The 23,576-nt window shown below is 74.1% G+C and carries 25 protein-coding genes; 14 read left to right on the forward strand and 11 right to left on the reverse strand.

Going from position 1 to position 23,576, the window contains the following annotated elements:
• Positions 1–8: 8 nt before the first annotated feature.
• From JE024_RS31785 to JE024_RS31795, 3 genes are all read right to left on the reverse strand, one after another.
• On the reverse strand, positions 9–989 hold the full coding sequence (locus JE024_RS31785; RefSeq protein ID WP_205377347.1) for a LysR family transcriptional regulator: 981 nt from the start codon (positions 987–989) through the stop codon (positions 9–11).
• Between the two features lie 192 nt (positions 990–1,181).
• A complete protein-coding gene (locus tag JE024_RS31790) occupies positions 1,182–1,850 on the reverse strand; it encodes a response regulator (protein WP_205377348.1) in 669 nt (222 codons plus the stop codon).
• A complete protein-coding gene (locus tag JE024_RS31795; RefSeq protein WP_205378455.1) occupies positions 1,847–2,800 on the reverse strand; it encodes a sensor histidine kinase in 954 nt (317 codons plus the stop codon). The genes JE024_RS31790 and JE024_RS31795 overlap by 4 nt, the downstream gene beginning before the upstream one ends.
• Positions 2,801–3,063: 263 nt before the next feature.
• On the opposite strand from JE024_RS31795, the gene JE024_RS31800 reads away from it, so the two are divergent.
• Positions 3,064–3,549: a cation:proton antiporter regulatory subunit gene (locus tag JE024_RS31800; protein WP_465270494.1), complete on the forward strand. Its 486-nt coding sequence runs from the start codon at positions 3,064–3,066 to the stop codon at positions 3,547–3,549.
• Positions 3,550–3,552: 3 nt separating this feature from the next.
• The gene (locus JE024_RS31805) at positions 3,553–4,776 is read left to right on the forward strand and encodes a cation:proton antiporter (protein ID WP_205377350.1); all 1,224 of its coding nucleotides are present in this window, start codon (positions 3,553–3,555) and stop codon (positions 4,774–4,776) included.
• A 76-nt stretch (positions 4,777–4,852) separates the two neighbouring features.
• On the opposite strand, the gene JE024_RS31810 is transcribed toward JE024_RS31805, so the two are convergent.
• Positions 4,853–5,065 (reverse strand): hypothetical protein, encoded by a 213-nt coding sequence (locus tag JE024_RS31810; RefSeq protein WP_205377351.1) that lies wholly within the window; start codon positions 5,063–5,065, stop codon positions 4,853–4,855.
• 162 nt (positions 5,066–5,227) lie between these two features.
• The gene (locus JE024_RS31815; protein ID WP_205377352.1) at positions 5,228–6,133 is read right to left on the reverse strand and encodes a LysR family transcriptional regulator; all 906 of its coding nucleotides are present in this window, start codon (positions 6,131–6,133) and stop codon (positions 5,228–5,230) included.
• Between the two features lie 129 nt (positions 6,134–6,262).
• Here JE024_RS31815 and JE024_RS42170 point away from each other — a divergent pair, with 129 nt between their 5' ends.
• Entirely contained in the window at positions 6,263–6,601 is a 339-nt protein-coding gene (locus JE024_RS42170; RefSeq protein WP_307840727.1) for a type 1 glutamine amidotransferase family protein, read from the forward strand.
• Positions 6,598–6,966: a type 1 glutamine amidotransferase family protein gene (locus JE024_RS42175; protein WP_307840728.1), complete on the forward strand. Its 369-nt coding sequence runs from the start codon at positions 6,598–6,600 to the stop codon at positions 6,964–6,966. The genes JE024_RS42170 and JE024_RS42175 overlap by 4 nt, the downstream gene beginning before the upstream one ends.
• A gap of 198 nt (positions 6,967–7,164) precedes the next feature.
• Here JE024_RS42175 and JE024_RS31825 read toward each other — a convergent pair whose 3' ends face one another.
• The gene (locus tag JE024_RS31825; protein ID WP_205377353.1) at positions 7,165–7,548 is read right to left on the reverse strand and encodes a VOC family protein; all 384 of its coding nucleotides are present in this window, start codon (positions 7,546–7,548) and stop codon (positions 7,165–7,167) included.
• Between the two features lie 275 nt (positions 7,549–7,823).
• On the opposite strand from JE024_RS31825, the gene JE024_RS31830 reads away from it, so the two are divergent.
• From JE024_RS31830 to JE024_RS31845, 4 genes are all read left to right on the forward strand, one after another.
• A complete protein-coding gene (locus JE024_RS31830) occupies positions 7,824–8,663 on the forward strand; it encodes a VOC family protein (RefSeq protein WP_205377354.1) in 840 nt (279 codons plus the stop codon).
• A gap of 162 nt (positions 8,664–8,825) precedes the next feature.
• Positions 8,826–9,080, forward strand: coding sequence for a DUF5133 domain-containing protein (locus tag JE024_RS31835; RefSeq protein WP_205377355.1), 255 nt, complete (start codon positions 8,826–8,828; stop codon positions 9,078–9,080).
• An 87-nt stretch (positions 9,081–9,167) separates the two neighbouring features.
• The gene (locus JE024_RS31840; protein ID WP_205377356.1) at positions 9,168–10,436 is read left to right on the forward strand and encodes an FUSC family protein; all 1,269 of its coding nucleotides are present in this window, start codon (positions 9,168–9,170) and stop codon (positions 10,434–10,436) included.
• Complete coding sequence (locus JE024_RS31845) at positions 10,433–11,908, forward strand: MFS transporter (protein WP_205377357.1); 1,476 nt, start codon at positions 10,433–10,435, stop codon at positions 11,906–11,908. The genes JE024_RS31840 and JE024_RS31845 overlap by 4 nt, the downstream gene beginning before the upstream one ends.
• A gap of 48 nt (positions 11,909–11,956) precedes the next feature.
• Here JE024_RS31845 and JE024_RS31850 read toward each other — a convergent pair whose 3' ends face one another.
• Complete coding sequence (locus JE024_RS31850; RefSeq protein ID WP_205377358.1) at positions 11,957–12,745, reverse strand: SigB/SigF/SigG family RNA polymerase sigma factor; 789 nt, start codon at positions 12,743–12,745, stop codon at positions 11,957–11,959.
• Between the two features lie 342 nt (positions 12,746–13,087).
• On the opposite strand from JE024_RS31850, the gene JE024_RS31855 reads away from it, so the two are divergent.
• Positions 13,088–13,483 carry an STAS domain-containing protein gene (locus tag JE024_RS31855; RefSeq protein ID WP_205377359.1) on the forward strand — a complete coding sequence of 132 codons (396 nt, stop codon included), beginning with the start codon at positions 13,088–13,090 and terminating at the stop codon, positions 13,481–13,483.
• Between the two features lie 11 nt (positions 13,484–13,494).
• Positions 13,495–13,941: an ATP-binding protein gene (locus tag JE024_RS31860; RefSeq protein WP_205377360.1), complete on the forward strand. Its 447-nt coding sequence runs from the start codon at positions 13,495–13,497 to the stop codon at positions 13,939–13,941.
• A 90-nt stretch (positions 13,942–14,031) separates the two neighbouring features.
• On the opposite strand, the gene JE024_RS31865 is transcribed toward JE024_RS31860, so the two are convergent.
• The gene (locus JE024_RS31865) at positions 14,032–14,907 is read right to left on the reverse strand and encodes an RNA polymerase sigma factor SigF (RefSeq protein ID WP_205377361.1); all 876 of its coding nucleotides are present in this window, start codon (positions 14,905–14,907) and stop codon (positions 14,032–14,034) included.
• A gap of 122 nt (positions 14,908–15,029) precedes the next feature.
• Between JE024_RS31865 and JE024_RS31870 the strand changes: the two genes are divergently transcribed.
• From JE024_RS31870 to JE024_RS31880, 3 genes are all read left to right on the forward strand, one after another.
• Positions 15,030–15,455 carry an ATP-binding protein gene (locus JE024_RS31870; protein WP_205377362.1) on the forward strand — a complete coding sequence of 142 codons (426 nt, stop codon included), beginning with the start codon at positions 15,030–15,032 and terminating at the stop codon, positions 15,453–15,455.
• Between the two features lie 125 nt (positions 15,456–15,580).
• Complete coding sequence (locus tag JE024_RS31875) at positions 15,581–18,535, forward strand: hybrid sensor histidine kinase/response regulator (RefSeq protein WP_205377363.1); 2,955 nt, start codon at positions 15,581–15,583, stop codon at positions 18,533–18,535.
• Positions 18,536–18,633: 98 nt separating this feature from the next.
• Positions 18,634–18,843: a hypothetical protein gene (locus JE024_RS31880; RefSeq protein ID WP_205377364.1), complete on the forward strand. Its 210-nt coding sequence runs from the start codon at positions 18,634–18,636 to the stop codon at positions 18,841–18,843.
• 156 nt (positions 18,844–18,999) lie between these two features.
• Here the strand turns inward: JE024_RS31880 and JE024_RS31885 are convergent, their stop codons facing one another.
• The gene (locus JE024_RS31885; protein WP_205377365.1) at positions 19,000–21,249 is read right to left on the reverse strand and encodes a PP2C family protein-serine/threonine phosphatase; all 2,250 of its coding nucleotides are present in this window, start codon (positions 21,247–21,249) and stop codon (positions 19,000–19,002) included.
• Between the two features lie 347 nt (positions 21,250–21,596).
• Between JE024_RS31885 and JE024_RS31890 the strand changes: the two genes are divergently transcribed.
• Positions 21,597–21,836, forward strand: coding sequence for a DUF6158 family protein (locus tag JE024_RS31890; RefSeq protein ID WP_205377366.1), 240 nt, complete (start codon positions 21,597–21,599; stop codon positions 21,834–21,836).
• A 78-nt stretch (positions 21,837–21,914) separates the two neighbouring features.
• On the opposite strand, the gene JE024_RS31895 is transcribed toward JE024_RS31890, so the two are convergent.
• Together JE024_RS31895 and meaB are read right to left on the reverse strand one after the other, a co-directional pair.
• Positions 21,915–22,472, reverse strand: coding sequence for a type 1 glutamine amidotransferase domain-containing protein (locus JE024_RS31895; RefSeq protein ID WP_205377367.1), 558 nt, complete (start codon positions 22,470–22,472; stop codon positions 21,915–21,917).
• A 113-nt stretch (positions 22,473–22,585) separates the two neighbouring features.
• On the reverse strand, positions 22,586–23,575 hold the full coding sequence (gene meaB / locus JE024_RS31900; RefSeq protein ID WP_205377368.1) for a methylmalonyl Co-A mutase-associated GTPase MeaB: 990 nt from the start codon (positions 23,573–23,575) through the stop codon (positions 22,586–22,588).
• Between the last annotated feature and the right edge of the window lies 1 nt (position 23,576).

Genomic DNA, 23,576 nt, shown 5'->3' on the forward strand with positions numbered 1-23,576 from the left:
AGCAGATGTCAGCCGGCCCCCTGCATCGCGTTATGGCGGGGCGCGCCCCCGCCCGCCGCCAGCCACCGGGAGTAGCTGGCGCTGCGGCGGGCCGCCTCGTGATGGGCCGCCCGCACATGGGAGATGACCGCCGGCGCCCCCGCGGCGGCCGGCGACGCGGGATGCCAGCCCAGCAGATGGCGCCAGACCAGCGGCGTGCCGGCGAGCGCGCGGGTCACCAGGCCGGGGGTGGTGGGGAAGGTGGCCCGGCACAGGCCGACCGCCCGGCCCACCTGCACCAGGTGCACACAGGACGCGGTGTCGGTCTCGTAGACGCGGGCGGGGGTGAAGCCCGCGCGGACGCACGCCGCCGCGAAGCAGTCGCCGAAGCAGCCGTCGCCGGGGACGTCCGCCCAGTCCTGGCCCGCCAGTTCGGCGAGCGGGATCTCCTCCAGCGCGGCGAGCGGATGCCCGGTGGGCAGCATCACGAACACCGGGTCGCGGGCCACCTCCGTCCAGGCGAGCCGTCCCGCCTCCGGGGGCGCGCTCTCGCCGCAGGTGCCGATCAGGGCGTAGTCCAGGCGCCCTTCGACGGCCTGCGCGGCGATCTCCCGTTCGGACCAGGAGGTATGGGTGGCCACGCTCGCGTCCGGCTCGGCCTCGGCGAGCCGGTCGATGAGCCCGCCGAGCAGCGGCCCGTGGGTGCCCCCGAGCCGGAAGCCCCGGCTCCCGCCGTCCCAGGTCCGGGCGAAGCGGACCGCCTCCTCCTGGAGGTCGTGCACCGCGGGCAGCACCACCCGGGCCCGGTCGAGGACCAGCTCGCCGAGCGCGGTGGTGCGCACCCCGCAGCGTCCGCGCTCGAACAGCGTCCCGCCGAGGGACCGTTCGATCCGGCGGAGCTGAGCGCTCAGCGCCGGCTGGGCGAGTCCGAGCGCCGTCGCGGCCTTGGTGAGGCTGCCGGCGTCGGCGATGGCCCGGATCGTCTTCAGGTGCCGCAACTCCAGTTCCATACCGGCAGCTTGACGGCGGTCACCCGGCCCGGCAATACACTGGTCCGGACCAATGCTGGGCCGGGTTCACGGTCCGGCGAGGCCCCGCGGCGGGTGCCCGGCACCGGGACGGCGCGTCCCGTGGTGCACCGGACGGCGCGCCCCGTGCGGTGCTCGGCGCACGGATCGCCGAGCCCTTGCCGGGTCCGCGCCTCACGGTTCGATGAGGCCGACCCGGATCGCGTAACGCGTCAGCTCCAGGCGGTCCCTGAGCCCCAGCTTCTGGAGCAGGTTGGCCCGGTGCCGCTCCACGGTCTTCGCGCTGATCACCAGCATGTCGCCGATCTCCTTGGAGGTGTGGCCCTCCGCGACCAGCTTGAGGATCTCCTCCTCGCGCTCGGTGATCGCCCGCTCCGGCAGCGGATCGCCCTCCCGCGCCCGGTCCAGATAGCGCCGGATCAGCGTGGTGATCGCGCCCGGGTAGATGAACGGCTCGTCGCGCATCGCCGCACGGCACGCCTCCACCAGGTCCCGGTCGGCGACCGACTTCAGCACGTAGCCGCTCGCCCCCGACTTCAGCGCCTCGAAGAAGTACTGCTCGTTGTCGTACATGGTGAGGATGAGGATCCGCAGGTCGGGCCTCAGCCGCGACAGCTCGCGGGCCGCCTGGAGACCGGTCAGCCGGGGCATGGCGATGTCGAGCACCGCCAGGTCGATCTCCTCGCTCTTCGCGAGGGCGACGGCCTCGGCCCCGTCGCCGGCCTCCGCGACCACGGTGAGGTCCGGCTCCCCGTCGAGGATGAGCCGCACCCCGCGCCGCACCAGCGCGTGATCGTCGGCGAGCAGGATACGGGCCGCCCGTCCGGGTGCCTGGGTCGTCATACGGTGCTTCCTTCCGTGGCCGGCACGCGCAAACGCACCTCCGTTCCGCCGTCCGCCGATGGGCCGAGCGTCAGCCCGGCGTCGATGAGCAGGGCACGCTCGCGCATGCCCTGGATGCCGGAGCCCTCCGGCGCGCCGCCGAGCCCGGCGCCGTCGTCGCGGACCACCAGGTCCACGGCGCCGCCGGGGCCCGGCTCCAGCCGCAGGTCCACCGAGCGCGCCCCGGCGTGCCGGGCCGTGTTCGTCAGGCTCTCCTGAGCCACCCGGTACACCACCAGTTCCTGCTTGTCGTCCAGCTCGGGGAGCCCGGGGGAGATGTGGTGGCGCACCGTGAGCCCCGGCGCGGTGAACTCGGCCGACAGGGCCCGCAGCGCACTGTGCAGCCCCAGCTCCTCCAGCACGCCCGGGCGCAGCCGCCGGGCGATCCGCCGGATCTCGTCCAGCCCGCCGCGGGTCGTCTCCTGCACCTGGCGCAGCTCCTCCCGCAGCGGCTCGGGCACCTGGTCGGCCGTCCGCTTCAGATGGAGCAGCACCGCGGTGAGCGTCTGCCCCACCTCGTCGTGCAGTTCCTGCGCGATCCGCTGCCGCTCCGCCTCCTGGGCGGACAGCGCGAGGGCGCTGCTCGTCGCCCGCTCGGCCTCCAGCCGCTCCAGCATGGTGTTGTAAGTGGTGATCAGCTCGGCCATCTCACCCGGCCCGGCCACCGCCGCCCGGCTGCCGGGACGCAGCAGGTCGGCCGAGGTCATCGCCCGGGTGAGCCGGGCCAGCGGGGCGAGGCCGATCCGCAGCAGCACCGCGTTGGCGACCAGCATCACCACCAGCCCCACCCCGATCACGAGCGCCTCCACCAGCAGCACCGGGGTGGAGACCGTCACCGGGCCGAGCAGCAGCAGCACGGCCGCCACCAGCACGGCGGCGTTCAGCAGGAAGATCCGCCAGAACAGCGACATGGTCCCGCCTCTCTCGTGGGGGTTTCCCATCGTCGCCGTCGTACGCCCGTGCCACCGCCTCAGGCCGTCCGCCCGGGGCTCACTCGTCTCCACTCCCAGCTTTTCGGCCGGGAGCGGCATCTGTCCATCCGTGCTGACACCCATATCGCGCCACGGTACGGGGATGAAACGATGGCGCGTTGTGTGCGGTGGCCGTCCCCTGCCGGGGGCGGCCGCCGCGCGAGCAGTCGTTGCACGAATTGAACGGACAAGGAGGACGGGCCGTGCCCGCTCCACGGATGAGCACCACGCCCCTGCCGGGCATCGGTGTCCAGTACGACCTCACCACCCGCGAACACCGCCATCTGTCGGTGATCGCCCACCGCGACGGGACGAGGTCGGTCAACGTCTACCGGCCGGACGATCCCGACGCCTGCGCGCATTCCCTGCATCTGACGAGCGCCGAGGCGTCCTCGCTCATCGACGCCCTGATGCCCGACCACCACAGCCCCAGCGTGCTGCACACGACCGACCTCGGCCTCGTCGCCGAGCGCATCGAACTCTCCGCCCACTCGGTGTGGAACGGGCGGGTCATGGGGGACCTGCGCCTGCGCACCGAGACCGGCGCCTCGGTCGTCGCCGTGCTCCGCCGGGCCGACGCGGTGCCCTCCCCGGGCCCGGACTACCGCCTGGCCGGCGGCGACACCCTGATCGTCGTCGGCACCCGTGAGGGCGTCGACGGCGCCGCGGCGATACTCGGGCGGGAGTGAGCGGTGCACTCTGCTGTCTTCCTGATCGAATTCGGCGCGATCATCCTCGGGCTCGGCCTGCTGGGACGGTTCGCCGGACGCCTGCGCTTCTCGCCCATCCCGCTGTACCTGCTGGCCGGACTCGCGTTCGGTGAGGGCGGCCTGCTGCCGCTCGGCGCGAGCGAGGAGTTCGTGGCGATCGGCGCGGAGATCGGCGTCATCCTGCTGCTGCTGATGCTCGGCCTCGAGTACACCGCCAGCGATCTGGTCTCCAACCTGAAGACCCAGTACCCGGCCGGACTCGTCGACTTCACGCTCAACGCCCTGCCCGGGGCCATCGCCGCGTTCCTCATGGGCTGGGGACCGGTCGCCGCCGTGGTCCTCGCCGGTGTCACCTGGATCTCGTCCTCGGGCGTCATCGCCAAGGTCCTCGGCGACCTCGGCCGCCTCGGCAACCGCGAGACGCCCGTCATCCTCAGCGTGCTGGTCCTCGAAGACCTCGCCATGGCCGTCTACCTGCCGATCATCACGGCACTGCTGGCCGGTGTGGGTCTGGCGGCCGGCAGCGTCACGCTCGCGATCGCCCTGGGCGTCGCCGGCCTGGTGCTCTTCGTCGCCGTCCGGTACGGCCGTGTGATCTCGCGGTTCGTCAGCAGCGACGACCCCGAGAAGCTGCTGCTCGTCGTCCTCGGCCTGACCCTGCTGGTGGCGGGCATCGCCCAGCAGCTCCAGGTGTCGGCGGCCGTCGGCGCGTTCCTCGTCGGCATCGCGCTGTCCGGTGAGGTCGCCGAGGGCGCGCACACGCTGCTCAGCCCGCTGCGGGACCTGTTCGCCGCCGTGTTCTTCGTCTTCTTCGGCCTGCACACGGACCCGTCCAGTATTCCCCCGGTGCTGCTGCCCGCCCTGGCGCTGGCGGTCGTCACCGCGCTGACGAAGATCGCGACCGGGTACTGGGCGGCCAAACGCGCGGGGGTGGGCCCCAAGGGCCGCTGGCGCGCCGGCGGCACCCTGGTGGCCCGCGGCGAGTTCTCGATCGTCATCGCCGGACTCGCCGTCTCCGCGGGCATCGAGCCCATGATGGGACCGCTGGCCACGGCGTACGTCCTCATCCTGGTCGTCGTCGGACCGCTCACCGCCCGCTTCACCGAGCCCGTCGCGCTGAAGCTCATGGCGCTGCGCGGCAACGGCCCCGCCGCGCCCGCCGCGGCTCCCGAGCGGGTCGAGGCCAGGGTCGACGTCCGCGACTGACGAAGGCGCCGTCTCCCGCCCCGCCCCGTGGGCGCGGGCGGGGGACACCGCCGGACGCGCACGCCGGTGAGCGCGCTCACCGGCGGATCCGCCGGCGGGTGGTCGGCGGCACCGAGAGGCTGACGCTTCCGGCCAGCACCAGGCCCGCCGCGAGGAGGATCCCGTTCGGCAGCGCCATGCCGGCCACGGCCGCGACGATGCCGAGGGCCAGCACGGCCCACGCGAGCACGTCACGGCGGCGCAGGCCGCTGCTGCGTACGGTGATGTGCCCCACGCCACTGCTGCGCATCGCCTCTCCCTCCGCCGGAACGGGTGACCGGGTCCCTCACGGAACGGGTGACCGGGTCCCTCATCCACCATCGCCCCTGGCGCGCCGTCGCGGTATCGGGGACGGCACCCATTTCGCACCCGGCGGCGCCCCGAGGGGCCGCGGAGCCCGGGAGACCCGAGGTCACAGCGGTCCCCACAGATGCGCCCGGCTGCGGATCCGGTCGTGCACCAGCGCCAGCGGGGGATGGACCAGCGCACCCGCCCGCACGGCGAGGTACAGCGTGTTCAGCGGCGGCGCCGCCGGCTCGTGCAGCAGCTCGACCGACCCCGCGGTGAGGGCCGGCTCGGCCAGGTACCGCGGGAGCGCGCTCACGCCCGCGCCCGCGACGACCGCGGCGAGCACGCCCCGCAGATCGGGGACGGTCACGGCGACACCGTTCGGCGGCCGGCCGCCGAACTCGCTGAGCCAGTACCGCCGCACGATCGGCAGGTCGTCCGCGTAGACGACGAGCGGGAGGTGCGCCAGCGCCCCCACGGGGTCCTCGGCCAGCCGCACCGGATCGACGCTGCGGGCCAGCGCCGGCGGCCCCACCAGCACGAACTCCTCGTCGATCAGCGGGGTCGCGGCGAGATCCTGCCGCAGCGGCCGGACCGCGGACACCACCAGGTCCGACTCACCGGCCGCGAGTCCCTCCAGCAGCTCGGCGGCCAGCCCCAGCGTCACCTTCAGACGCAGTCCCCGGGCCGTCAGCGGGGCCAGCGTGGGCAGCACCCGCAGTGTGATCAGCTCCGCCGGACCGGCCACCCGCACCGTCCCGACATGCGCGGCGAGCCCGCTCGACGGGTGCGTCGCGGCCCGCAGCTCGTCGATCCTCGTCCCGATCCGGGCCGCCAGGTCGGCCGCCCGAGCCGTGGGTGCCGCGCCCCGCCGGGAGCGCACGAAGAGGGTCTCGCCGAGCTCCTCCTCCAGCCGGGCGAGCTGTCCGCTGACCGCCGGCTGCGTCAGGCCCAGCCGCTCGGCGGCCGCCGACAGGGAACCGCAGCGGTAGATCTCCAGGAACGTGGACAGCAGGTCGAGGCCCGGCACGCGACCTCCCGTCCATAAGAAGTCTTATGACCTCCATGATGCCCGCGGGCCCCGCCGGGTGAAAGCTGGGTGCAGTCCGCCCGGGGCGCCGCGCCCCGGGGAACCAGCCCCACTCCGCGAAGGACTCCCATGTCGAAGATCCTCATGATCGTCTCCGGTGCCGACACCCTGAAGCTGGCGGACGGCTCCGCGCACCCCACGGGCTTCTGGGCCGAGGAGGTCGCCGCGTCGCACGAGGTGCTGCGCGCGGCCGGTCACGAGGTGTCGATCGCCACCCCGGGCGGCACGCGCCCCGTCCCCGACCCCATCAGCCTCGACGCCCGCGGCGGCGTCGACGAGGACGCCGCCCGCCGCTTCCGCGCCTACCTCGACGGGATCGACGCCGAACTCGCCGCCCCGCTCGACCTCGCGGCGGTCTCCGCCGACGACTACGACGCGGTGTACCTCCCGGGCGGCCACGCCCGATGACCGACCTCGCCGTCAGCCCCGCGCTCGGCAGGCTGCTGACCGGGGCCGACCGCCGGGGCGCGGTGGTGGCCGCGCTCTGCCACGGGGTGGGGGCGCTGGTGAGCGCGGTCGGCGACGACGGGGCGTTCGCCTTCGCCGGGCGCGAGGTGACCGCCTTCACCGACGAGGAGGAGGCCCAGGGCGGTCTGGGCGACCGCTCGCCGTGGTTCGTGGAGTCGCGCCTGCGGGAGCTGGGCGCCGTGGTGACGACCGGCCCCGCGTGGTCGAGCACCGTCGTCGAGGACGGCAACCTGATCACCGGCCAGAACCCGCAGTCCAGCGCCGACACCGCCCGCCGCGTGGTGGGCGCCCTCGGCAACCGCTGAGCCGGCGCGGCGGCGCCACGCCCCGACGGGGGCGCGGCACCGCCGCGTGCCTCGCGGTGCGGCTATGGGCGTGTGCCGGCGCTTCGGCGGCCGCGTGCCTCGCTGCGGGGCCGTGGGTGTGTGCCGCCGCTCCCGCGGGCCTGGCGCCGCCGCGGGGCGTGTCCGCTCCCGTTGTTGGCGGCTCGCGGCGCCGGCGCCCTACCGCGGCTGCGAGGGCTCCAGCGAGAACGAGTGGCCCGCCGGGTCGGCGAACAGCCGCGCCCCGCGCGGCCCCGGGCCCCCGCTGTCCACCGGCATCGCCCCGAGGCTCACCGCCTCGCGCTCCGCCGCGTCCATGTCGCCCTCGGCCACGAAGATGCACAGATGCGACTGGAGCGAGTCCTCCGGCCGCGGCCAGCTCGGCGGCGCGTGACCGTGGTCGCGGCGCACCGCGACCCGTACGCCGTCCGGGGTGTGGACCTCCACCAGATCGCCGTCGGCGCCGGGGCGGGCCTCGCCCCCCAGCAACCCGGCGTAGAACTCGGCCAGTTCGAGCGGCTCGGCGGCGTCGAGGACGAGAACGGGGACCTTGGGTGTCGTCATGGGGCTCCGCCTACCCCCGCCGCCGGCGCCCATACGGCCCCGGCCGCCGCGGGACGGTTGGACCGCCCCGTACCGGGTACCCGGGGCGCGGCAGCGGGGAGCGTCCGGCCGCCGAAACGGTGACCTGAGCGAGCCGCAGGGTCACATACCGTGACGAGCGGCTAGCCTGAGCGCGGCCGTACGAAGGAGCACGCATGCTGGTGTACGGCGTCCCGCAGCCCGGCGAGCGGCGCCGCGCAGTGGTTCCCCGAGTCCCTGAGAGCCGGACACTGGTGATGAACGACAAGACGACCCGGTCGATGACGGCCGCCCCCAGTGCCTCCATGTACGGCGCACCGTGCTGGGTCAGCCTGATGGCGCGCGACCTCGGGGCCGCGCAGGACTTCTACGGAGCCGTCCTCGGGTGGGAGTTCCGCAAGGGCCGGCTCGGCGAGGAGTTCAGCGTCGCCCTGTCCGGCGGCGTGCCCGTCGCGGGGATCGGCGCCCTCGCGCCGAGGCTGACCGTCGCCGTCGCCTGGACGCCGTACTTCGCCGTCGAGGACGCCGACCGGACGGCCGCGCGGATCCGGGAGCGCAGCGGCACCGTCGCCGTCGGCCCCATCTCGCTCTCCACCGGGCGCGGCCTGCTCGCCGCCGACCGCGACGGCGCCGTCTTCGGGGTCTGGGAGGGCGAGCTGGTCCGCGACTGGCCCGCCTGGCGCGACAGCTCACCCGCCTGGATCCGGCTGCTCGCCCGGGACGCCTTCGAGTCGGCGATCTTCTACGGCGAGATCCTCGACTGGGCCGCGGACCGCGCGGGCTGCTGCGAGGTGAGCTATGTGGAGGACGCCGTCCAGCTCCACCGCGAGGGCCGGGTGCTCGCCCGGCTGACCTCCGGGGCGGACCCCACCTCGGACAACCCCCTCCTCCACCCGCGCTGGCACGTCCACTTCGGCGTCGAGGACGTCGAGGAGACCGCCCTCACCGCCCGTCGGCTCGGCGCCACGCTGCTCGGCGAGCGCTTCACGCCCCGCGGCCGCGAAGCGAGCCTGCGCGACCCCGACGGCGCCATCTTCACCGTGAGCTCGGGCAACGACACCCTGCCGGGCTCGTCTCCCCACTCCGCCAGCCCCTGACCGGAGTTCGCCCGTCCGGCACCTCTCCCGGGGACGCGCCCGGCATGGTGACGGACGGTGACAGCCTGCGTGGCGGACGACGCCGTCACGGATCACAATGAGGCACCGGACGGACATCGTTCCGCCGTGTGCCGGGGGTTCGCAGAAACCGGGAGACACACGATGCTGATGCCCGACACGAGCGTCGTCACCAGGCTCATCGCCCGCTACCGGGCCCAGGAGCACCGCCTGCTCGACGCTCCTCACGACGAACGAGCGCGGCGGAGGTTCGAGGACACCGCCTACACGCTCTGCGTGCTGATGTGCGAGCGCTCGGCCCGGGAGGCCGTGCTCGCCGCCGAACGCTACGTGCACCGCCATGTCCGGGCCGCCCCGCAGCCCGTGGCGGCCAGACGCGCGGCGTCCGGCGGCTGCTGACCGCCGGCCCGGGGCGGCGTCGTGCCGCCCCGGGCCGGCGGCCGTGCCGCGCCCCGGGCCGACCGCTCGTCACGAAGAAGGAGGAAGGTGCCCGACGCCCGCACGGCACTGAGCACACGGGTCCACGCGCTCCTGGCCAGGCGCAGGGACCCGGTCGTCGCCCAGACACTCCGCTCCACCGCCGCCGCGACGATCGCCTACGTCGTCGCGCTCCAGCTCAGCAGTGAGCCCGCGCCCCTCACCGCTCCGCTCACCGCGCTGCTCGTCGTGCAGGTGACGCTCTACTCGACCCTCACCACCGGCGTCCGCCGGGTGAACTCGGTCGTCGTCGGCGTGCTCATCGCCATCGGCTTCAGCGTGCTCGTCGGACTGAGCTGGTGGAGCCTCGGCCTCATCATCCTCGCCTCGCTGGTGGTCGGACGCTTCGTGCGCGTCGACGAGTTCGTGCCCGAGGTCGCGATCAGCGCCATGCTGGTCCTCGGGGTCACCCAGGTCGCCGACACGGCCTGGGACCGCGTCCTGGAGACGCTGATCGGCGCCGTCGTCGGCCTGCTGTTCAACGTCCTGTTCGTGCCGCCGGTCTGGGTGGAGACGGCGGGCGACTCCATCGAGGACCTCGCCCGCCGGATGCGGCGGCTGCTGCTCGGCATCGGCGACGAACTGACCCGCGAGACCCCCGTGGAGCGCGCCGCCGAACGGCTCCACGAGGCCCGCCGGCTCGACAACGAGGTCGCCGACGTCGACGCCGCGCTGCGCCAGGCCGAGGACAGCCTCCGGCTCAACCCGCGGGTCAAGGAGGGGCTGTTGCACCGCATCGTGCTGCGCACCGGCCTCGACACCCTGGAGATCTGCGCGGTCGTCCTGCGGGTGATCGCCCGCACCATCACCGACCTCGCCAAGGAACGCAAGGACGAGGCGCTGTTCCCGCACGAGGTCGGCGTGGCGCTCCAGGAGCTGCTCGCCCACGTCGCGGACACCCTGGTCAGCTTCGCCGTGCTGGTCACGACCCGGACGAGCGAGAGCGCCGACGCCGCCGAGGAACGGCTCACCGGCGAACTCGCCGCCGCCCGTGCGAGCCGCGACACGGCGGCCGACCTGCTGCTGGAGGGGGTGCAGCGGCTGCCGCGGCAGTGGCAGCTCCACGGCGCGCTGCTCACCGAGATCGACCGGATCCTCGACGAGCTGGACCTCGACCACCGCTCGCGCCGCCTGATGGAGGAACTCGACCGGCACACCCGGGAGCAGCGCGAGCGGCGTCCGCGGGTGTTCGCGCTGGGGGAGCGGGCACGCGGCAGGGGCAGTCCACCGGATCGGGACGGGTCCGGCCGTCAGCAGACCGACAGGAGCCACCGATGAGCCGAGCCCCCGACGTGTCGCTGGGCACCGTCACCACCAAGGTGCCCGCCCGCCTCGACCGGCTGCCGTGGTCGCGCTGGCACTGGATGATCGTGATCGGCCTCGGCACCGTCTGGATCCTCGACGGCCTGGAGGTGACCATCGTCGGCAACATCGCCAGCCGGCTGTCCGAACCGGACAGCGGGCTGCCGATCTCCGACGCGCAGGTCACCGGCGTCGCCGCCGCGCTCTACGTGGCCGGCGCGTGCTCCGGGGCGCTGTTCTTCGGCTGGCTCACCGACCGCTACGGGCGCAAGAAGCTGTTCCTCATCACCCTCGCCGTCTACCTCGCGGCGACGGCGCTCACGGCGATCTCCTTCTCGGTGTGGTGGTTCTTCCTCTTCCGGTTCCTCACCGGCTTCGGCATCGGCGGCGAGTACGCGGCCATCAACTCGGCGATCGACGAGCTCATCCCCAGCAAGTACCGCGGCCGGGTCGACCTCATCATCAACGGCAGCTACTGGCTGGGCGCGGTCGGCGGCGCGCTGCTGTCCGTGGTCGCGCTGAACACCGACATCTTCCCCGCGGACGTCGGCTGGCGGCTCACCTTCGCCCTCGGCGTCGTCCTCGGCCTCGTCATCCTGCTGGTGCGCCGCCACGTCCCGGAGAGCCCGCGCTGGATGTTCATCCACGGCCGCTCCGAGGGCGCCGAGGAACTGGTGGCGGACGTCGAACGGCGGATCGAGGCGGAGAAGGGCGAACCGCTGCCGGAGCCGGCGCAGGCCATCACCATCGAGCAGCGCCGCAGCATCGGCTTCATCGAGATCGCCCGCACCCTGTTCCGCCGGTACCCCAAGCGGGCCGTGCTCGGCTTCTCGCTCTTCATCGGGCAGGCGTTCCTCTACAACGCCATCACCTTCGGCTTCGGCTCGATCCTGGTGAAGTTCTTCGACGTGCCCAGCGGGAACACCGGCTACTTCTTCGCCGTGATCGCGTTCGGCAACTTCCTCGGGCCGCTGCTGCTCGGCCGGCTCTTCGACACCTGGGGCCGCCGCCCGATGATCGCGGGCACCTACATCCTCTCCGGCCTGCTGCTCTTCGTCACCGCCTGGCTCTTCGACGAGGGTCATCTGAACGCCACCACGATGACCGCCTGCTGGTGCGTGGTGCTGTTCTTCGCGTCCGCGGGGGCCAGTTCGGCCTATCTGACGGTCAGCGAGATCTTCCCGATGGAGACCCGGGCCATGGCCATCGCGTTCTTCTACGCGATCGGCACCGCCGCGGGCGGCATCTCGGGCCCGCTGCTCTTCGCCGATCTCACCGAGAGCGGGGTGGTCGGCGACGCCGCGCTCGCCTTCTCCATCGGGGCCGCCCTCATGGTGGCCGCCGGGCTGGTGGCGGTGTTCTTCGCGGTGGCCGCGGAACGCAAGTCGCTGGAGGACATCGCGACACCGCTGTCCGTCACCGAGGCCGAGGGGCGCAAGGACTCCTGACCGGTGGCGGGGCAGGGACTCCTGACCGGCGGCGGGGGAGGGCGCCGCTCAGGCGGCGTCCCGCATCACCTCGTCCCGCAGGCGGTCGCAGCTGCGGCTGATGAGACGCGACACGTGCATCTGGGAGATCCCGAGGCTGCGCGCGATGCTGCTCTGCGTCATGTCGCGGAAGAACCGCATGTACAGGATGGTCTGCTCGCGCTCCGGCAGCCGCCGCAGCCCCGGCTTGACGGCCTCCCGGTCGACGAGGACGTCGATCGCCGGGTCGGACGAGCCCAGGGTGTCGCCGAGGCTGTACCCGTCGTCGGCGCCCGGGAGCTCCGCGTCGAGCGACAGGGCGGAGAAGCTCTCCAGGGCGTCCAGGCCGACGAGCGTGTCCTCCTCGCTGAGCCCCGCCTCGGCGGCGACCTCGGCGACCGTGGGGGAGCGGCCAGAGGTGGTGGAGACCAGGTCGCGGCGGGCGGTGCGGACCCGGTTGCGCAGGTCCTGCACACGGCGCGGGACGTGCAGCGCCCACATGTGGTCGCGGAAGTGCCGCTTGACCTCGCCGACGACGGTGGGCACCGCGAAGCTCTCGAAGGCCCCGCGCTCCGGGTCGTAGCGGTCGACGGCCTTCACCAGACCGAGCGCGGCGACCTGCCGCAGGTCCTCCAGGGACTCGCCCCGGTTGCGGAAGCGCCCGGCGATCCGGTCGGCCATCGGAAGCCAGGCGGCGACGACGGCCTGGCGCAGCTCCCGCCGGTCCGGCCCGTCGTCGAGTTCCGCCAGTCTCCTGAAGGCCGCCGCGGTGTCGGGTGCGTCGGAGTGGCTGTGCTTGCGGTGTGGGTGCATGCGCATGATGTGCGGTCTTCCTCGCAGGGGGTCGAGGCCTCGAAGGAACGCACCGCGGGCGCGGTCCGCGCCGGTCGCCCGGCCGCGGGCCCCGCTCCGCGGGGCGTGCTCGCGCGGAGCACATGACGCGGCTGCCCGGGTCTTTCGTACGGAAACGTCGCGGAACGCGATCGTCCGCCGGAAGGCGGGGCAGACGCCGTACGTTCCGCGGGTGTACACCGCACGCGCGGTGGGTACCCGTCGCGACGCGGGTGGATCACCCGCTCCCGGGCGGTGCGCCGCGTACCGCCGGACAATGGTCGAAAGCTTGTCCGACGGGCGGGCGCAAGGGTCGAGGAGGCGGAGCCCATGGGTGCGTCGGACGCGGGGGAGTCCCCGGAGAGGGAGTCGGGCGACGGGCGCTTCGCGGTGCGCGACAGCCGGCGCGGGGACACGGTCGTGCTGTCGCTGAGCGGCGAGCTCGACCACGACACCGCCGAGCCGCTGCGCGAGGCCCTCGACCGGCACACCGGCGCCGCCGCGGAGCGCGTCCTGGTCGACCTGAGCGGTCTCACCTTCTGCGACTCCACCGGACTCAACGTGCTGCTCCACGCCCGGCTGGCCGCCCACGACGCGGGCGGCAGCATCGAACTGGCCGGGCTCCGCCCGCCGGTGGCCCGGATGTTCGAGATCACCGGGGCGCACACCGTCTTCCGCGTCCACGCCGGCCTCGACGAGGCGCTGGCGCGCGAGCGGCCCGCGTGACGGGCCCGCCGATGCGTACCGGGCCGGACGGATCCCGCGGACAGACCAGGAGGCTGGCGCTGTTCGGCACCCGGGGCGTGGTCGGCCGCTGCCGCGACTTCACCCATGAGGCGCTCCGCGACTGGGGATGGCCGCGCGCCGACGGGCCGGAGCCCTGGCAGGACCCGCCCGGCGAACTCGTCGAGGACGTGCTGCTGCTCGTCTCCGAGATCGTCACCAACGCCTGCCTGCACGCGGGCGGACCGCAGGAGCTGGCGCTCCACCAGGACGCGCGGCTGCTGCGCATCGAGGTCGCCGACGCCGACCCGGCGCCCCCGCACCGCCGTGCGCCGGGGGACCTGGCCCAGCCCGGCGGGCACGGCCTGATCATCCTGGAGCGCCTCTCCGACCGCTGGGGCTCCGAGCCCCGCGGCACCGGCAAGGTGGTCTGGGCCGAGGTGCCGGTGCCGCCCGTCTGACCGCCGCCGTCGGCCCGAGGAGGTGCACAGGGAAGTGCCCGGCCCCCTCCGAGGGGGCCGGGCACTTCCCCGTGCGGTCGTCCGGGCAGGTCAGACGGTCTCCTCCGTGAGCGCCTCCCGCAGCACGCCGAGGATCCGGTGCAGCAGCCGCGAGACGTGCATCTGCGACACCCCGAGCCGCTCACCGATCTCCGACTGCGTCAGCTCGTCGCAGAAGCGCAGCGAGAGGATCAGCCGGTCCCGCTCGTCGAGCCCGGCGATCACCGGCCGCAGCGCGGTCAGGTTCTCCACCAGGTCGTACGAGGGGTCCTCGGCGCCCAGCCGCCGCGCCACACCGGTGCCGGACTCCTCGTCGTCACCGGCGGCCGTGTCCAGCGACTGTGCGCTGTAGCCGTTCGACGCCAGCTCGCCCTGGACCACCTCCGCCTCGCTGACGTGCAGGTACTCGGAGAGTTCGGGGGTGGTCGGCCGGTGGCCCAGCTCCTGTTCCAGGACGTCCATCGCCTTGGCCAGCTCTATCCGCAGCTCCTGGAGCCGGCGCGGCACCCGCACCGACCAGCTCGAGTCGCGGAAGTAGCGCTTGATCTCGCCGACCACCGTCGGCAGCGCGAAGGAGGCGAACTCCACCCCGCGCGAGACGTCGAAGCGGTTGATGGCCTTGATCAGCCCCACGGTGCCGACCTGGACGATGTCCTCCATCGGCTCCGCGCGGTTGCCGAAGCGCAGGGCGGCGAACCGGACCAGGCTGAGGTTGAGCTCGACCAGCGTGTTGCGCACGTAGGCGTACTCCGCGGTCCCCTCCTCCAGCTCCGCGAGACGCTCCAGCAGCGAGGCCGACAAGGAGCGTGCGTCGGCCGGGCCGACCGACCGCGGGTCGTCGGACACCGGCGCCGCGGGCGGGCGCGCGTCCTCGCGCGTCCCGGGGCCGGAGACGGCTCCTGAGCGGGTCTGCACGGTGTTGAACATCTGATGCCCTTCGCCGGGTACGGAGTCTGGGCGGCCTGTCCCAATCATGCCTTTTAAACCCTTTTCAAGGCTACTTCCCGGTTTGGATGCTTTGATGCGCCGATCAGGGGAACCGGGAGCGTATGGGACACGCATCCGAGCTGGGCACCACCGGGGAGACCAGGAGGTTCGTGCTGGAAAAGGGGCCGGGAGGCGTCGGGAGGTGCCGCGATCTGACCCGCGGAGCGCTCCGTGACTGGTTCGGCCTCACCGGCCCCGTCCACCCCGTCCTCGTGGGCGACATCCTGCTGCTCGTCTCCGAAGTCGTCACCAACGCCTACCGCCACGGTGGCGCTCCGTACGAGCTGGAGCTGGTCAGAGGCCGCGGCCGCATCTGGGTCCAGGTCAGCGACGCCAGCCCCGAGCGCCCTCGCCCGCACGGCCCCCACCGGGCGGCCCGGGCCTCCGGACACGGGCTGTACCTGCTGCAACGGCTCTCCGCCGACTGGGGCTGGGCGCGCCACGGCTCCGGGAAGTCGGTCTGGTTCGCCGTGGACGTGCCCGGATGAGGCCGCCGCCCGGCCGCCACCGCGCGCGGGGTGGCGTGTCCGGGCCCCCGTGCCACAGTGGAGGGCGGGAAGGCCGTGCCTCCGGCTCCGGGGACGCGGCGCACCGCCACCCGGTGAGGTCGCCGATGGACGCGTCAGCCCCCGGACCGGGCCCCGAAGCGGGCCGGGAGTCCGCGGAACCGAGCGAGGAGGGCCTGCGGAGGCTGCTGGCCGGTCTCGTCGCGGTTCGCGACGGAGACCTGTCGGTCCGGCTCCCCGGCGACACCTCGCCCCTGCTCTCCGAGATCGCCGGCATCTACAACGGCATGGTCGACCAGCTCTCGCTGGTCACCTCCGAGGTCACCCGCGTCGCCCGCGAGGTCGGCGGACAGGGGCTGCTCGGCGGCCAGGCCAGGGAACCGCGCGTCAGCGGGGCGTGGAGCGAGCTCACCTCGGGCGTCAACACCATGGCCGACAACCTGACCTCCCAGGTGCGCTCCATCGCCCAGGTCGCCACCGCGGTGGCCCGCGGCGACCTGACGCAGAAGATCCGGGTCGACGCCCGCGGGGAGATCCTGGAGCTCAAGGAGACCATCAACACCATGGTCGACCGGCTGTCGTCCTTCGCGGAGGAGGTCAGCCGGGTGGCCCGCGAGGTGGGCACCGACGGCAACCTCGGCGGCCAGGCGACCGTCCGCGGCGTCTCCGGCACCTGGAAGGACCTCACCGACAACGTCAACTCGATGGCCACCAACCTGACCAACCAGGTCCGCAACATCGCCCAGGTCACCACCGCCGTCGCCCGCGGCGACCTCACCCGGAAGATCGACGTGGACGCCCGCGGCGAGATTCTGGAACTGAAGACGACCATCAACACCATGGTCGACCAGCTCTCCTCGTTCGCCGCCGAGGTGACCCGCGTGGCCCGCGAGGTCGGCAGCGAGGGGCGGCTCGGCGGCCAGGCCGAGGTCGAGGGCGTGTCCGGCACCTGGAAGCGCCTCACCGAGAACGTCAACGAACTCGCCGGCAACCTCACCCGCCAGGTACGCGCCATCGCCCGGGTCACCAGCGCGGTCGCCGAGGGCGACCTCACCCGGTCCATCACCGTCGAGGCGCCCGGCGAGGTCGGCGAACTGAAGGACAACATCAACGCGATGGTCGAGTCGCTGCGCGCCACCATCCGGGCCAACGAGGAGCAGGACTGGCTCAAGACCCACCTCGCCCGGATGTCCTCCCAGATGCAGGGCGCCCGCAACGTCGACGAGCTCGCCACCCGCATCATGGACGAGGTCCCGCCGCTGGTCAGGGCCCAGTACGGCGGCTTCTTCCTGGCCCGCGACACCCCCGGCGGCCGGGAACTCGCCCTGATCGCCTCCTACGGGTCGCCCGACCCGCCCGGGACGCCGCGCGTCTTCCGCTTCGGGCAGTCCCTCGTCGGCCAGGCCGCCCACAGCCGCCGGCCCGTCCAGGTCGACGACCTGCCGCCCGGCTACGCCACGGTCAGCAGCGGCACCGGCAGCGCCGACGCCGCCCATCTGCTGGTGCTGCCGGTGGTCCTGGAGGGACAGGTGCTGGCCGTGGTGGAACTCGCCGCGCTGACCCCGTTCACCGGGGTCCACCGCGACTTCCTCGACCGCTTCGCCGAGAGCGTCGGCGTCAACGTGGGCACGCTCATCGCCAACAGCCGCACCGATGAACTCCTCGGCCGGTCCCAGCGGCTCACCGCCGAGCTCTCCACCCGCTCCAAGCAGCTCACCGCACGGCAGGAGGAGCTCCAGCGCTCCAACGCCGAACTGAAGGAGAAGGCCGCGCTGCTGGCCGACCGGAACCGGGACATCGAGCGCAAGAACCTCGAGATCGAGCAGGCCCGCCAGGAACTGGAGGCCCGTGCGCAGCAGTTGTCCCGGACCTCGATGTACAAGTCCGAGTTCCTGGCCAACATGAGCCACGAGCTGCGCACCCCGCTGAACAGCCTGCTGATCCTCGCCCAGTTGCTCGCCCAGAACCTCGACGGCAACCTGACCGCCAAGCAGGTCGACTACGCCGAGGTCATCCACTCCGCGGGCTCGGACCTCCTCCAGCTCATCAACGACATCCTCGACCTGTCCAAGGTGGAGGCGGGCAAGATGCCCGTCCACTTCGCCGAGTTCGCCCTGCCGGAGCTCCTGGAGTACGTGGAGGCGACCTTCCGGCCGGTCGCGGGCGAACGCGACCTCGCCTTCGCGGTGATCGCCGAGCCCGGCACCCCGCGGACGCTCGTCACGGACGAGGCCCGGCTGCGGCAGGTCCTGCGCAACCTGCTCTCCAACGCGCTGAAGTTCACCGACCACGGCCGGGTCGAACTGCGGGCCGCCGTCGCGGCGGAGGACGAGGTGCCTGCCGCGCTGCGCGACGCCGGACCGGTGGTCGCCTTCCATGTGCACGACACCGGCATCGGGATCCCCGCGGACCGGCTGGAGAGCATGTTCGGCGCCTTCCAGCAGGGCGACGGCACCACCTCGCGCCACTACGGCGGCACCGGCCTCGGGCTGTCGATCAGCCGGGAGGTCGCCAAACTGCTCGGCGGCGCCATCGACGTCCGCAGCACCCCCGGGCGCGGCAGCCGCTTCACCCTCTATCTGCCGGCCGGCGGCCGGGGCGGCTCCTCCGACGTCACGGCCGCTCCCGTCCACGAGCCCGCCGAACCGGCCGCCCTGCCGGCCGGCGCGCCCCCGCCGGCCGACGGCCGCGCCGTGCTCGTCGTCGACGACGACAGCCGCAACGTGTTCGCGCTGACCGAGGTCCTCCGGGGCGCCGGGATCCGGGTCCTGACGGCCGACAACGGCGCGGACGGCATCGAGCTCCTGCGCGGGAACGAGGACGTCGGGCTCGTCGTCATGGACGTGATGATGGCCGGCATGGACGGCTACGCGGCCATCGCCGCGATCCGTGAACTGCCCCGCAACCAGGCGGTGCCGGTCATCGTCGTCACGGCCAAGGCGATGCCCGGGGACCGCGCGGAGGCGCTCGCGGCCGGCGCCGACGACTGGGTGGCCAAGCCCGTGGACACGGCGGAGCTGCTCGCGATGATCAGCGAACGGCTCGCGTCGGAGCCCGGATGACCGCCGCCCGCGCCGCCCGGTTCACACCGCGCGCCCCGCCGAGGGGCGCGCGGGGGCGAACGGACGCACACGGACGCACACGCACGAGAGGAGAGAACATGATCATGGGCAGGGCCAAGGCCCGGCTGAAGCAGCTCCGGGGCCGGATGGAGGAGTCCGACGGCATCGTGCTGGAGAACGAGCGCCTGCGCGAGGAGGGCCGCCGGCGGGCCCAGCAGGGCCGGGACGAGGAGGCGGCCGCCAAGGCCGAGGCCGAATCCCGCCGCCGCGACCACCGCGACCACCGCGACGGCACCGACCGGCACTGACCTGAACCGACCGGCACCGGTCTCCACCGGCCTGCGCTGACCGGCGCCGACCGGATCCGACCTCCACCGGGCCTGCACCGGGCCTGCACCGGCCTGCGCCGACCGGCAATGACCGGCACTCACGTGCGCCGGCCGGCCGGTGCCGCGGGCCCGGGGTCAGCCGACGCGGATGGCGACGACGCTCGTGTCGTCGTCCGTGTCCCCGGTCGCGCGCGCCAGGAGACCCTCCACCAGGGCGTCGACGCCCGTCGTGCGCAGGGTCTCCACCGTGCGGCAGAGGGCCTCCAGACCCTTGTCGAGGCCCTCCGTACGGCGCTCGACGAGCCCGTCGGTGTACAGGAGCAGGGTGTCGCCCGGTTCGAGCCGCAGGGTGCGTTCGCGGTAGGCGGCGCCCCGGGCCGCACCGAGCAGGACGTCGTACGGGGCCTCGACCAGGCGGGCCCGGCCGTCGCGCAGCAGCAGCGGCGGCAGATGGCCCGCGTTCGCCCAGCGCAGCACCTGCCCGGCGGGATCGTAGAGCGCGCACAGGGCGGTGGCCGTGGGCTCCCCGGGGACGTGCAGCGTCACCTCGTTGAGCCATCCCATCAGCCGCGCGGGGTCGTGCCCGGTGAAGGCCAGTCCGCGCAGCGCGTTGCGCAGGGCGACCATGCCGGTCGCCGCGTCCATGCCGTGGCCGGCGACGTCCCCGACCGCCACCAGGACCCGGCCGCCGGGCAGCGGGAGCACGTCGAACCAGTCGCCGCCCACCCGGTACTCGGCCGCCGCGGGCCGGTAGCGGGCCGCCGCGGACAGCCCGTGCAGGCTCCCCGCCGACGGCATCTGCGGCACGATCGCCTGCTGGAGCCGCAGCACCAGCCGGTGGCGCAGCACGGCCTGCGCCCGGACCGCCGTGAGCTGGTCGAACGTCGCGTTGAGCGCGACCTCCGCGTGGTACTCGGCCGAGACGTCCTGGTAGACGCCGGTGATCCCGGTCAGCGCGGGCCCGCTGATCAGCGGCTCTGCCGCGATGCGCACATGGCGCGGGCCGCCGTCCCGGCGGATCAGCCGGACCACGGCCGAGGCGCCCTTGCGCCGGTCGATCACGTCGCCCAGCAGTTCGCCGAAGGCGCCGGCGTCGTCGGCGTGCACCAGCGGGCCCAGTTCCGCGAGCGGCACCGGGGCCGCGTCCTTCGCCATGCCGAAGATCGCGTACGTCTCCTCCGTCCACGCCGTCGTGGCCGACATCAGGTCGTCCTGGAACAGCGCCATCCCCTGGAGCCGGGCCACCGCACGGCGCAGCGCCGTCCGCGGGTCGCTGTCCGTGTGCCAGAGCACCACCGCCCGCTCCGGTCCCGCGGGCAGCACCCGTACGTCCAGCATCGGGTCCGGGACGTCCCGGGCGTGCTCGGCGGGCAGCCGGGCGGCGCGCTGCGGCACCGACACGTGCCAGGCCCGCCGTGCCATCGCCGTCAGGTCCCGGTGCAGCAGCGGCAGGGCGGCCTCGACGGACTCGCCGGCCGCCCGGTCCGCCCCGCTGAGCGCCTCGGCGGCCGGCCGGTTGAGGTGCTCGACGGTGAGCGCCCCCGTGGCGTCGTCGCGGCGCAGGGTCATGCCCGGATGGACGAGGGAGTCCAGCAGGTCGTCCAGGGCGGGCACGGGGGCGGCCGGGTCGGCGTCGGCGGCCAGCAGCCGCCCCGCCACCTCCACCAGCCGGGGCAGCGCCGCGCGCACCCGTGCGTCGAAATCCGTCTCCCGGGGCCAGACCACCAGGGCGAGGCCGGTGTTCTGGCCCCGCAGCCGCAGCGGGATCACGGCCCGTGCCGCCCTCGGCGAGGGGCCGGGCAGTGTGTCGCCGTCCCGGGTGCCGGACGGCAGCCACACGGGCTCGCCGCCGGACAGCGCCGCCCGGACGGACGGCGGCGTGGCGGGCGGGATCCAGCGCCACTGGTCGGCCTCCAGGGCGGAGACGCCGGCGTGCCCCGCGAGTTCCAGGCAGCCCGTGGACGTCAGCCGCCACAGCCACAGGGCCTGGGCGCCGAGCGGGCGCAGCCCGCCGTCCAGCAGGGTGCGCGCGCCGCGCGCGGCCGAGTCCTCGGTCTCCACGGCGGCGGCCACCTGCCGCAGCGTCCGGGCCTCCTCCCGGTGGGCGGGGGTCCTCGGCGGGGCCGACACGGCGATGTACCCGGCGACGGAGTTCACGATGTCGGCCGCGAGGTCCTCGGGGGAGCTCCCGGCGGCCGCGGCGAGGCGGTTCAGGTGCTCGGCCGCCTCGACGGGCGGCAGCCCGAGCTGGGCGGCGAGGACGCCGGTCGCCACGTCCGTCAGGTGCTGCCGGGGGAGTTCGCCCGGCGGCGGGCCGGACGGCGGTGTGCCGGAGTCGCCCCGGTCGCCCTCCGGTCCCGGGGGACCGGGTGCAGCAGCGCTCACGACCACTCCCCTCTGCGGCGGCCGTGACGGCCGTCCGAAGCGCGCCCCCGTGGGATGTTACGCGCGCGGCTCCCGCCGGGCCGGGCCCGCGCGCGGCTTCGGAGGGGCCGGAGGGGTGTCCGGCCCCGGCCCCGTGGCGGTGTGCGGCGGGCGGGCCCCGGCCTCCCCGCGCAGGGCCGTCCGGGTGAACGGGCCCCCGGGCGCACCGGCCCGGGACGGTGCGCCCGGGGCGGCGGGCGCCCCGGGGTGTGCGGGACCGGCCGGGGCGGGCCAGTCTGGGGGGATGACACCGGTGTGTCCGTTGACGACGGCGGCACCGGCGGGAAGACGGAAAGGGGACGGTTGACGTGAAGGAGACCGGGCGCCAGGGCGTCGATCCGGCGCGGCTCAGCGAACAGGACCTGCTGCGCGAACTGGAGACCATCCACCGCAGCCGCCACGACACACTGCTGTACGGCTCGGCGGCCGCCCTCGCGGCCCACAACGCGCGCATGGCGGACCTGGAGGGCGAGTACCTCCGGCGCCACCGGGACCGGCCCCCCGCCTCGGGCCGCACCCGCGAGGGCGCCCGCGCCCGCGAGAGCTGACCCGCACCGGCCCGGGCACACGGCAGCGGGCCGGCCGCCCCGGTGCGGGGGCGGCCGGCCCGTCGGCCGTTCCGGGGTTCAGCGGGCGGCGCCCACCCCCGCGGCCTTGGCGAACTCCGCGGTGAACGTCTCGCAGAACGCCTTCAGGTCGTCCGGCTTGCGGCTGGTGATCAGGGTGCTCGGGGCGGCCGTGCAGACCTTCACCCGCTCGTCCACCCAGGTGCCCCCGGCATTGCGGATGTCGGTGCGCAGACTGGGCCACGAGGTGAGGGTCCGGCCGCGTACCAGGTCCGCCTCCACCAGCGTCCAGGGCGCGTGGCAGATCGCCGCGATCGGCTTGCCCGCGTCGGCGAACGCCTTCACGAAGGCGACCGCGTCCTCGTCCATCCGCAGGGCGTCCGGGTTCGCCACACCGCCGGGCAGCACCAGCGCGTCGTAGTCGCCGGCCGACGCCTCGGACACCACCTGGTCGACGGGGAAGGTGCCGGCCGCGTCGAGGTGCTCGAAGGCCTGCACCGTGCCCGGCCGGGTGGAGATCAGCCGGGGCTCGCCGCCGGCGTCCTTCACCGCCTGCCACGGGTCGGTGAGTTCGATCTGCTCCACACCTTCGTGCGCGGTCAGAAATGCGATCGGCATGTTGCGCTCCTCGGGTCGTCCGCCGCCGGCCGATCCGGTTCCGCGGCCGGCGACCACGCACGGGTACCCGCCGCGCGGCCGCCGACACACCCGGGGGCGGGCCCCCGCGCTGCCTACGGGGTGCGCCCGAAGGCCTCCAGGATCCGCTGCGCCGCGAGGGTCGCCGTCAGCTCCCCGTCGCGGACCGCCCGCTCGACGGCGGGCGCCTCGGCGCGGACGGCCGGGTGCCGGTGCAGGCGGTCCATGAGGGTCTCGCGGACCATCGACCACGTCCAGCCGATCTGCTGGTCACGCCGCTTGGCGTCGAGCCTGCCGGTCGAGTCCAGCAGCGCGCGGTGCTGCTCCAGCCGCTCCCACACCGTGTCGAGACCGGTGTTCTCCCGGGCACTGCACGACAGCACCGGCGGGGTCCACGCGGCGTCCGCCGGGTGCATCAGCCGCAGCGCGCCCGCCAGTTCACGGGCGGCGGCGCGGGCGTCGCGCTCATGGGGGCCGTCGGCCTTGTTGACGGTGATCACGTCGGCCAGCTCCAGCACCCCCTTCTTGATGCCCTGGAGCTGGTCGCCGGTGCGGGCGAGGCTCAGCAGCAGGAAGGAGTCGACCATGTCGGCGACGGCGGTCTCCGACTGGCCCACGCCCACCGTCTCGACCAGCACGACGTCGTAGCCCGCGGCCTCCATCACGATCATCGTCTCGCGGGTCGCCTTGGCGACGCCGCCGAGGGTGCCCGCGCTGGGGGAGGGGCGCACGAACGCGGCCGGGTCGACCGAGAGCCGCTCCATCCGCGTCTTGTCGCCGAGGATGGAGCCGCCGGTCCGGGTGGACGACGGGTCCACCGCGAGCACGGCGACCCGGTGCCCGAGACCGGTCAGCATCGTCCCCAGGGCGTCGATGAACGTGGACTTGCCCACGCCGGGCACACCGCTGATGCCCACCCGCCGCGCCTCGCCGGTGTACGGCAGCAGCTCGGTGAGCAGTTGCTGCGCGAGCACCCTGTGGTCGGGGCGGGTGGACTCGACGAGCGTGACGGCGCGCGCGATGTACGCACGCGAGCCGTCCCGCACGCCTTTGACATAGGTGTCGATGTCGATCGTCGGAGGCATG

The organism is Streptomyces zhihengii, from assembly GCF_016919245.1.
Lineage (GTDB): Bacteria > Actinomycetota > Actinomycetes > Streptomycetales > Streptomycetaceae > Streptomyces > Streptomyces zhihengii.

Excerpts from the sequence above, each read along its gene's own strand:
- JE024_RS31785 (WP_205377347.1), bottom strand. The coding sequence starts at position 989 with ATGGAACTGGAGTTGCGGCACCTGAAGACGATCCGGGCCATCGCCGAC.
- JE024_RS31790 (WP_205377348.1), bottom strand. The coding sequence starts at position 1,850 with ATGACGACCCAGGCACCCGGACGGGCGGCCCGTATCCTGCTCGCCGAC.
- JE024_RS31795 (WP_205378455.1), bottom strand. The coding sequence starts at position 2,800 with ATGTCGCTGTTCTGGCGGATCTTCCTGCTGAACGCCGCCGTGCTGGTG.
- JE024_RS31810 (WP_205377351.1), bottom strand. The coding sequence starts at position 5,065 with ATGCGCAGCAGTGGCGTGGGGCACATCACCGTACGCAGCAGCGGCCTG.
- JE024_RS42170 (WP_307840727.1), top strand. The coding sequence starts at position 6,263 with ATGTCGAAGATCCTCATGATCGTCTCCGGTGCCGACACCCTGAAGCTG.
- JE024_RS42175 (WP_307840728.1), top strand. The coding sequence starts at position 6,598 with ATGACCGACCTCGCCGTCAGCCCCGCGCTCGGCAGGCTGCTGACCGGG.
- JE024_RS31825 (WP_205377353.1), bottom strand. The coding sequence starts at position 7,548 with ATGACGACACCCAAGGTCCCCGTTCTCGTCCTCGACGCCGCCGAGCCG.
- JE024_RS31830 (WP_205377354.1), top strand. The coding sequence starts at position 7,824 with ATGAACGACAAGACGACCCGGTCGATGACGGCCGCCCCCAGTGCCTCC.
- JE024_RS31835 (WP_205377355.1), top strand. The coding sequence starts at position 8,826 with ATGCTGATGCCCGACACGAGCGTCGTCACCAGGCTCATCGCCCGCTAC.
- JE024_RS31845 (WP_205377357.1), top strand. The coding sequence starts at position 10,433 with ATGAGCCGAGCCCCCGACGTGTCGCTGGGCACCGTCACCACCAAGGTG.
- JE024_RS31850 (WP_205377358.1), bottom strand. The coding sequence starts at position 12,745 with ATGCGCATGCACCCACACCGCAAGCACAGCCACTCCGACGCACCCGAC.
- JE024_RS31855 (WP_205377359.1), top strand. The coding sequence starts at position 13,088 with ATGGGTGCGTCGGACGCGGGGGAGTCCCCGGAGAGGGAGTCGGGCGAC.
- JE024_RS31860 (WP_205377360.1), top strand. The coding sequence starts at position 13,495 with ATGCGTACCGGGCCGGACGGATCCCGCGGACAGACCAGGAGGCTGGCG.
- JE024_RS31865 (WP_205377361.1), bottom strand. The coding sequence starts at position 14,907 with ATGTTCAACACCGTGCAGACCCGCTCAGGAGCCGTCTCCGGCCCCGGG.
- JE024_RS31870 (WP_205377362.1), top strand. The coding sequence starts at position 15,030 with ATGGGACACGCATCCGAGCTGGGCACCACCGGGGAGACCAGGAGGTTC.
- JE024_RS31875 (WP_205377363.1), top strand. The coding sequence starts at position 15,581 with ATGGACGCGTCAGCCCCCGGACCGGGCCCCGAAGCGGGCCGGGAGTCC.
- JE024_RS31880 (WP_205377364.1), top strand. The coding sequence starts at position 18,634 with ATGATCATGGGCAGGGCCAAGGCCCGGCTGAAGCAGCTCCGGGGCCGG.
- JE024_RS31895 (WP_205377367.1), bottom strand. The coding sequence starts at position 22,472 with ATGCCGATCGCATTTCTGACCGCGCACGAAGGTGTGGAGCAGATCGAA.
- meaB (WP_205377368.1), bottom strand. The coding sequence starts at position 23,575 with ATGCCTCCGACGATCGACATCGACACCTATGTCAAAGGCGTGCGGGAC.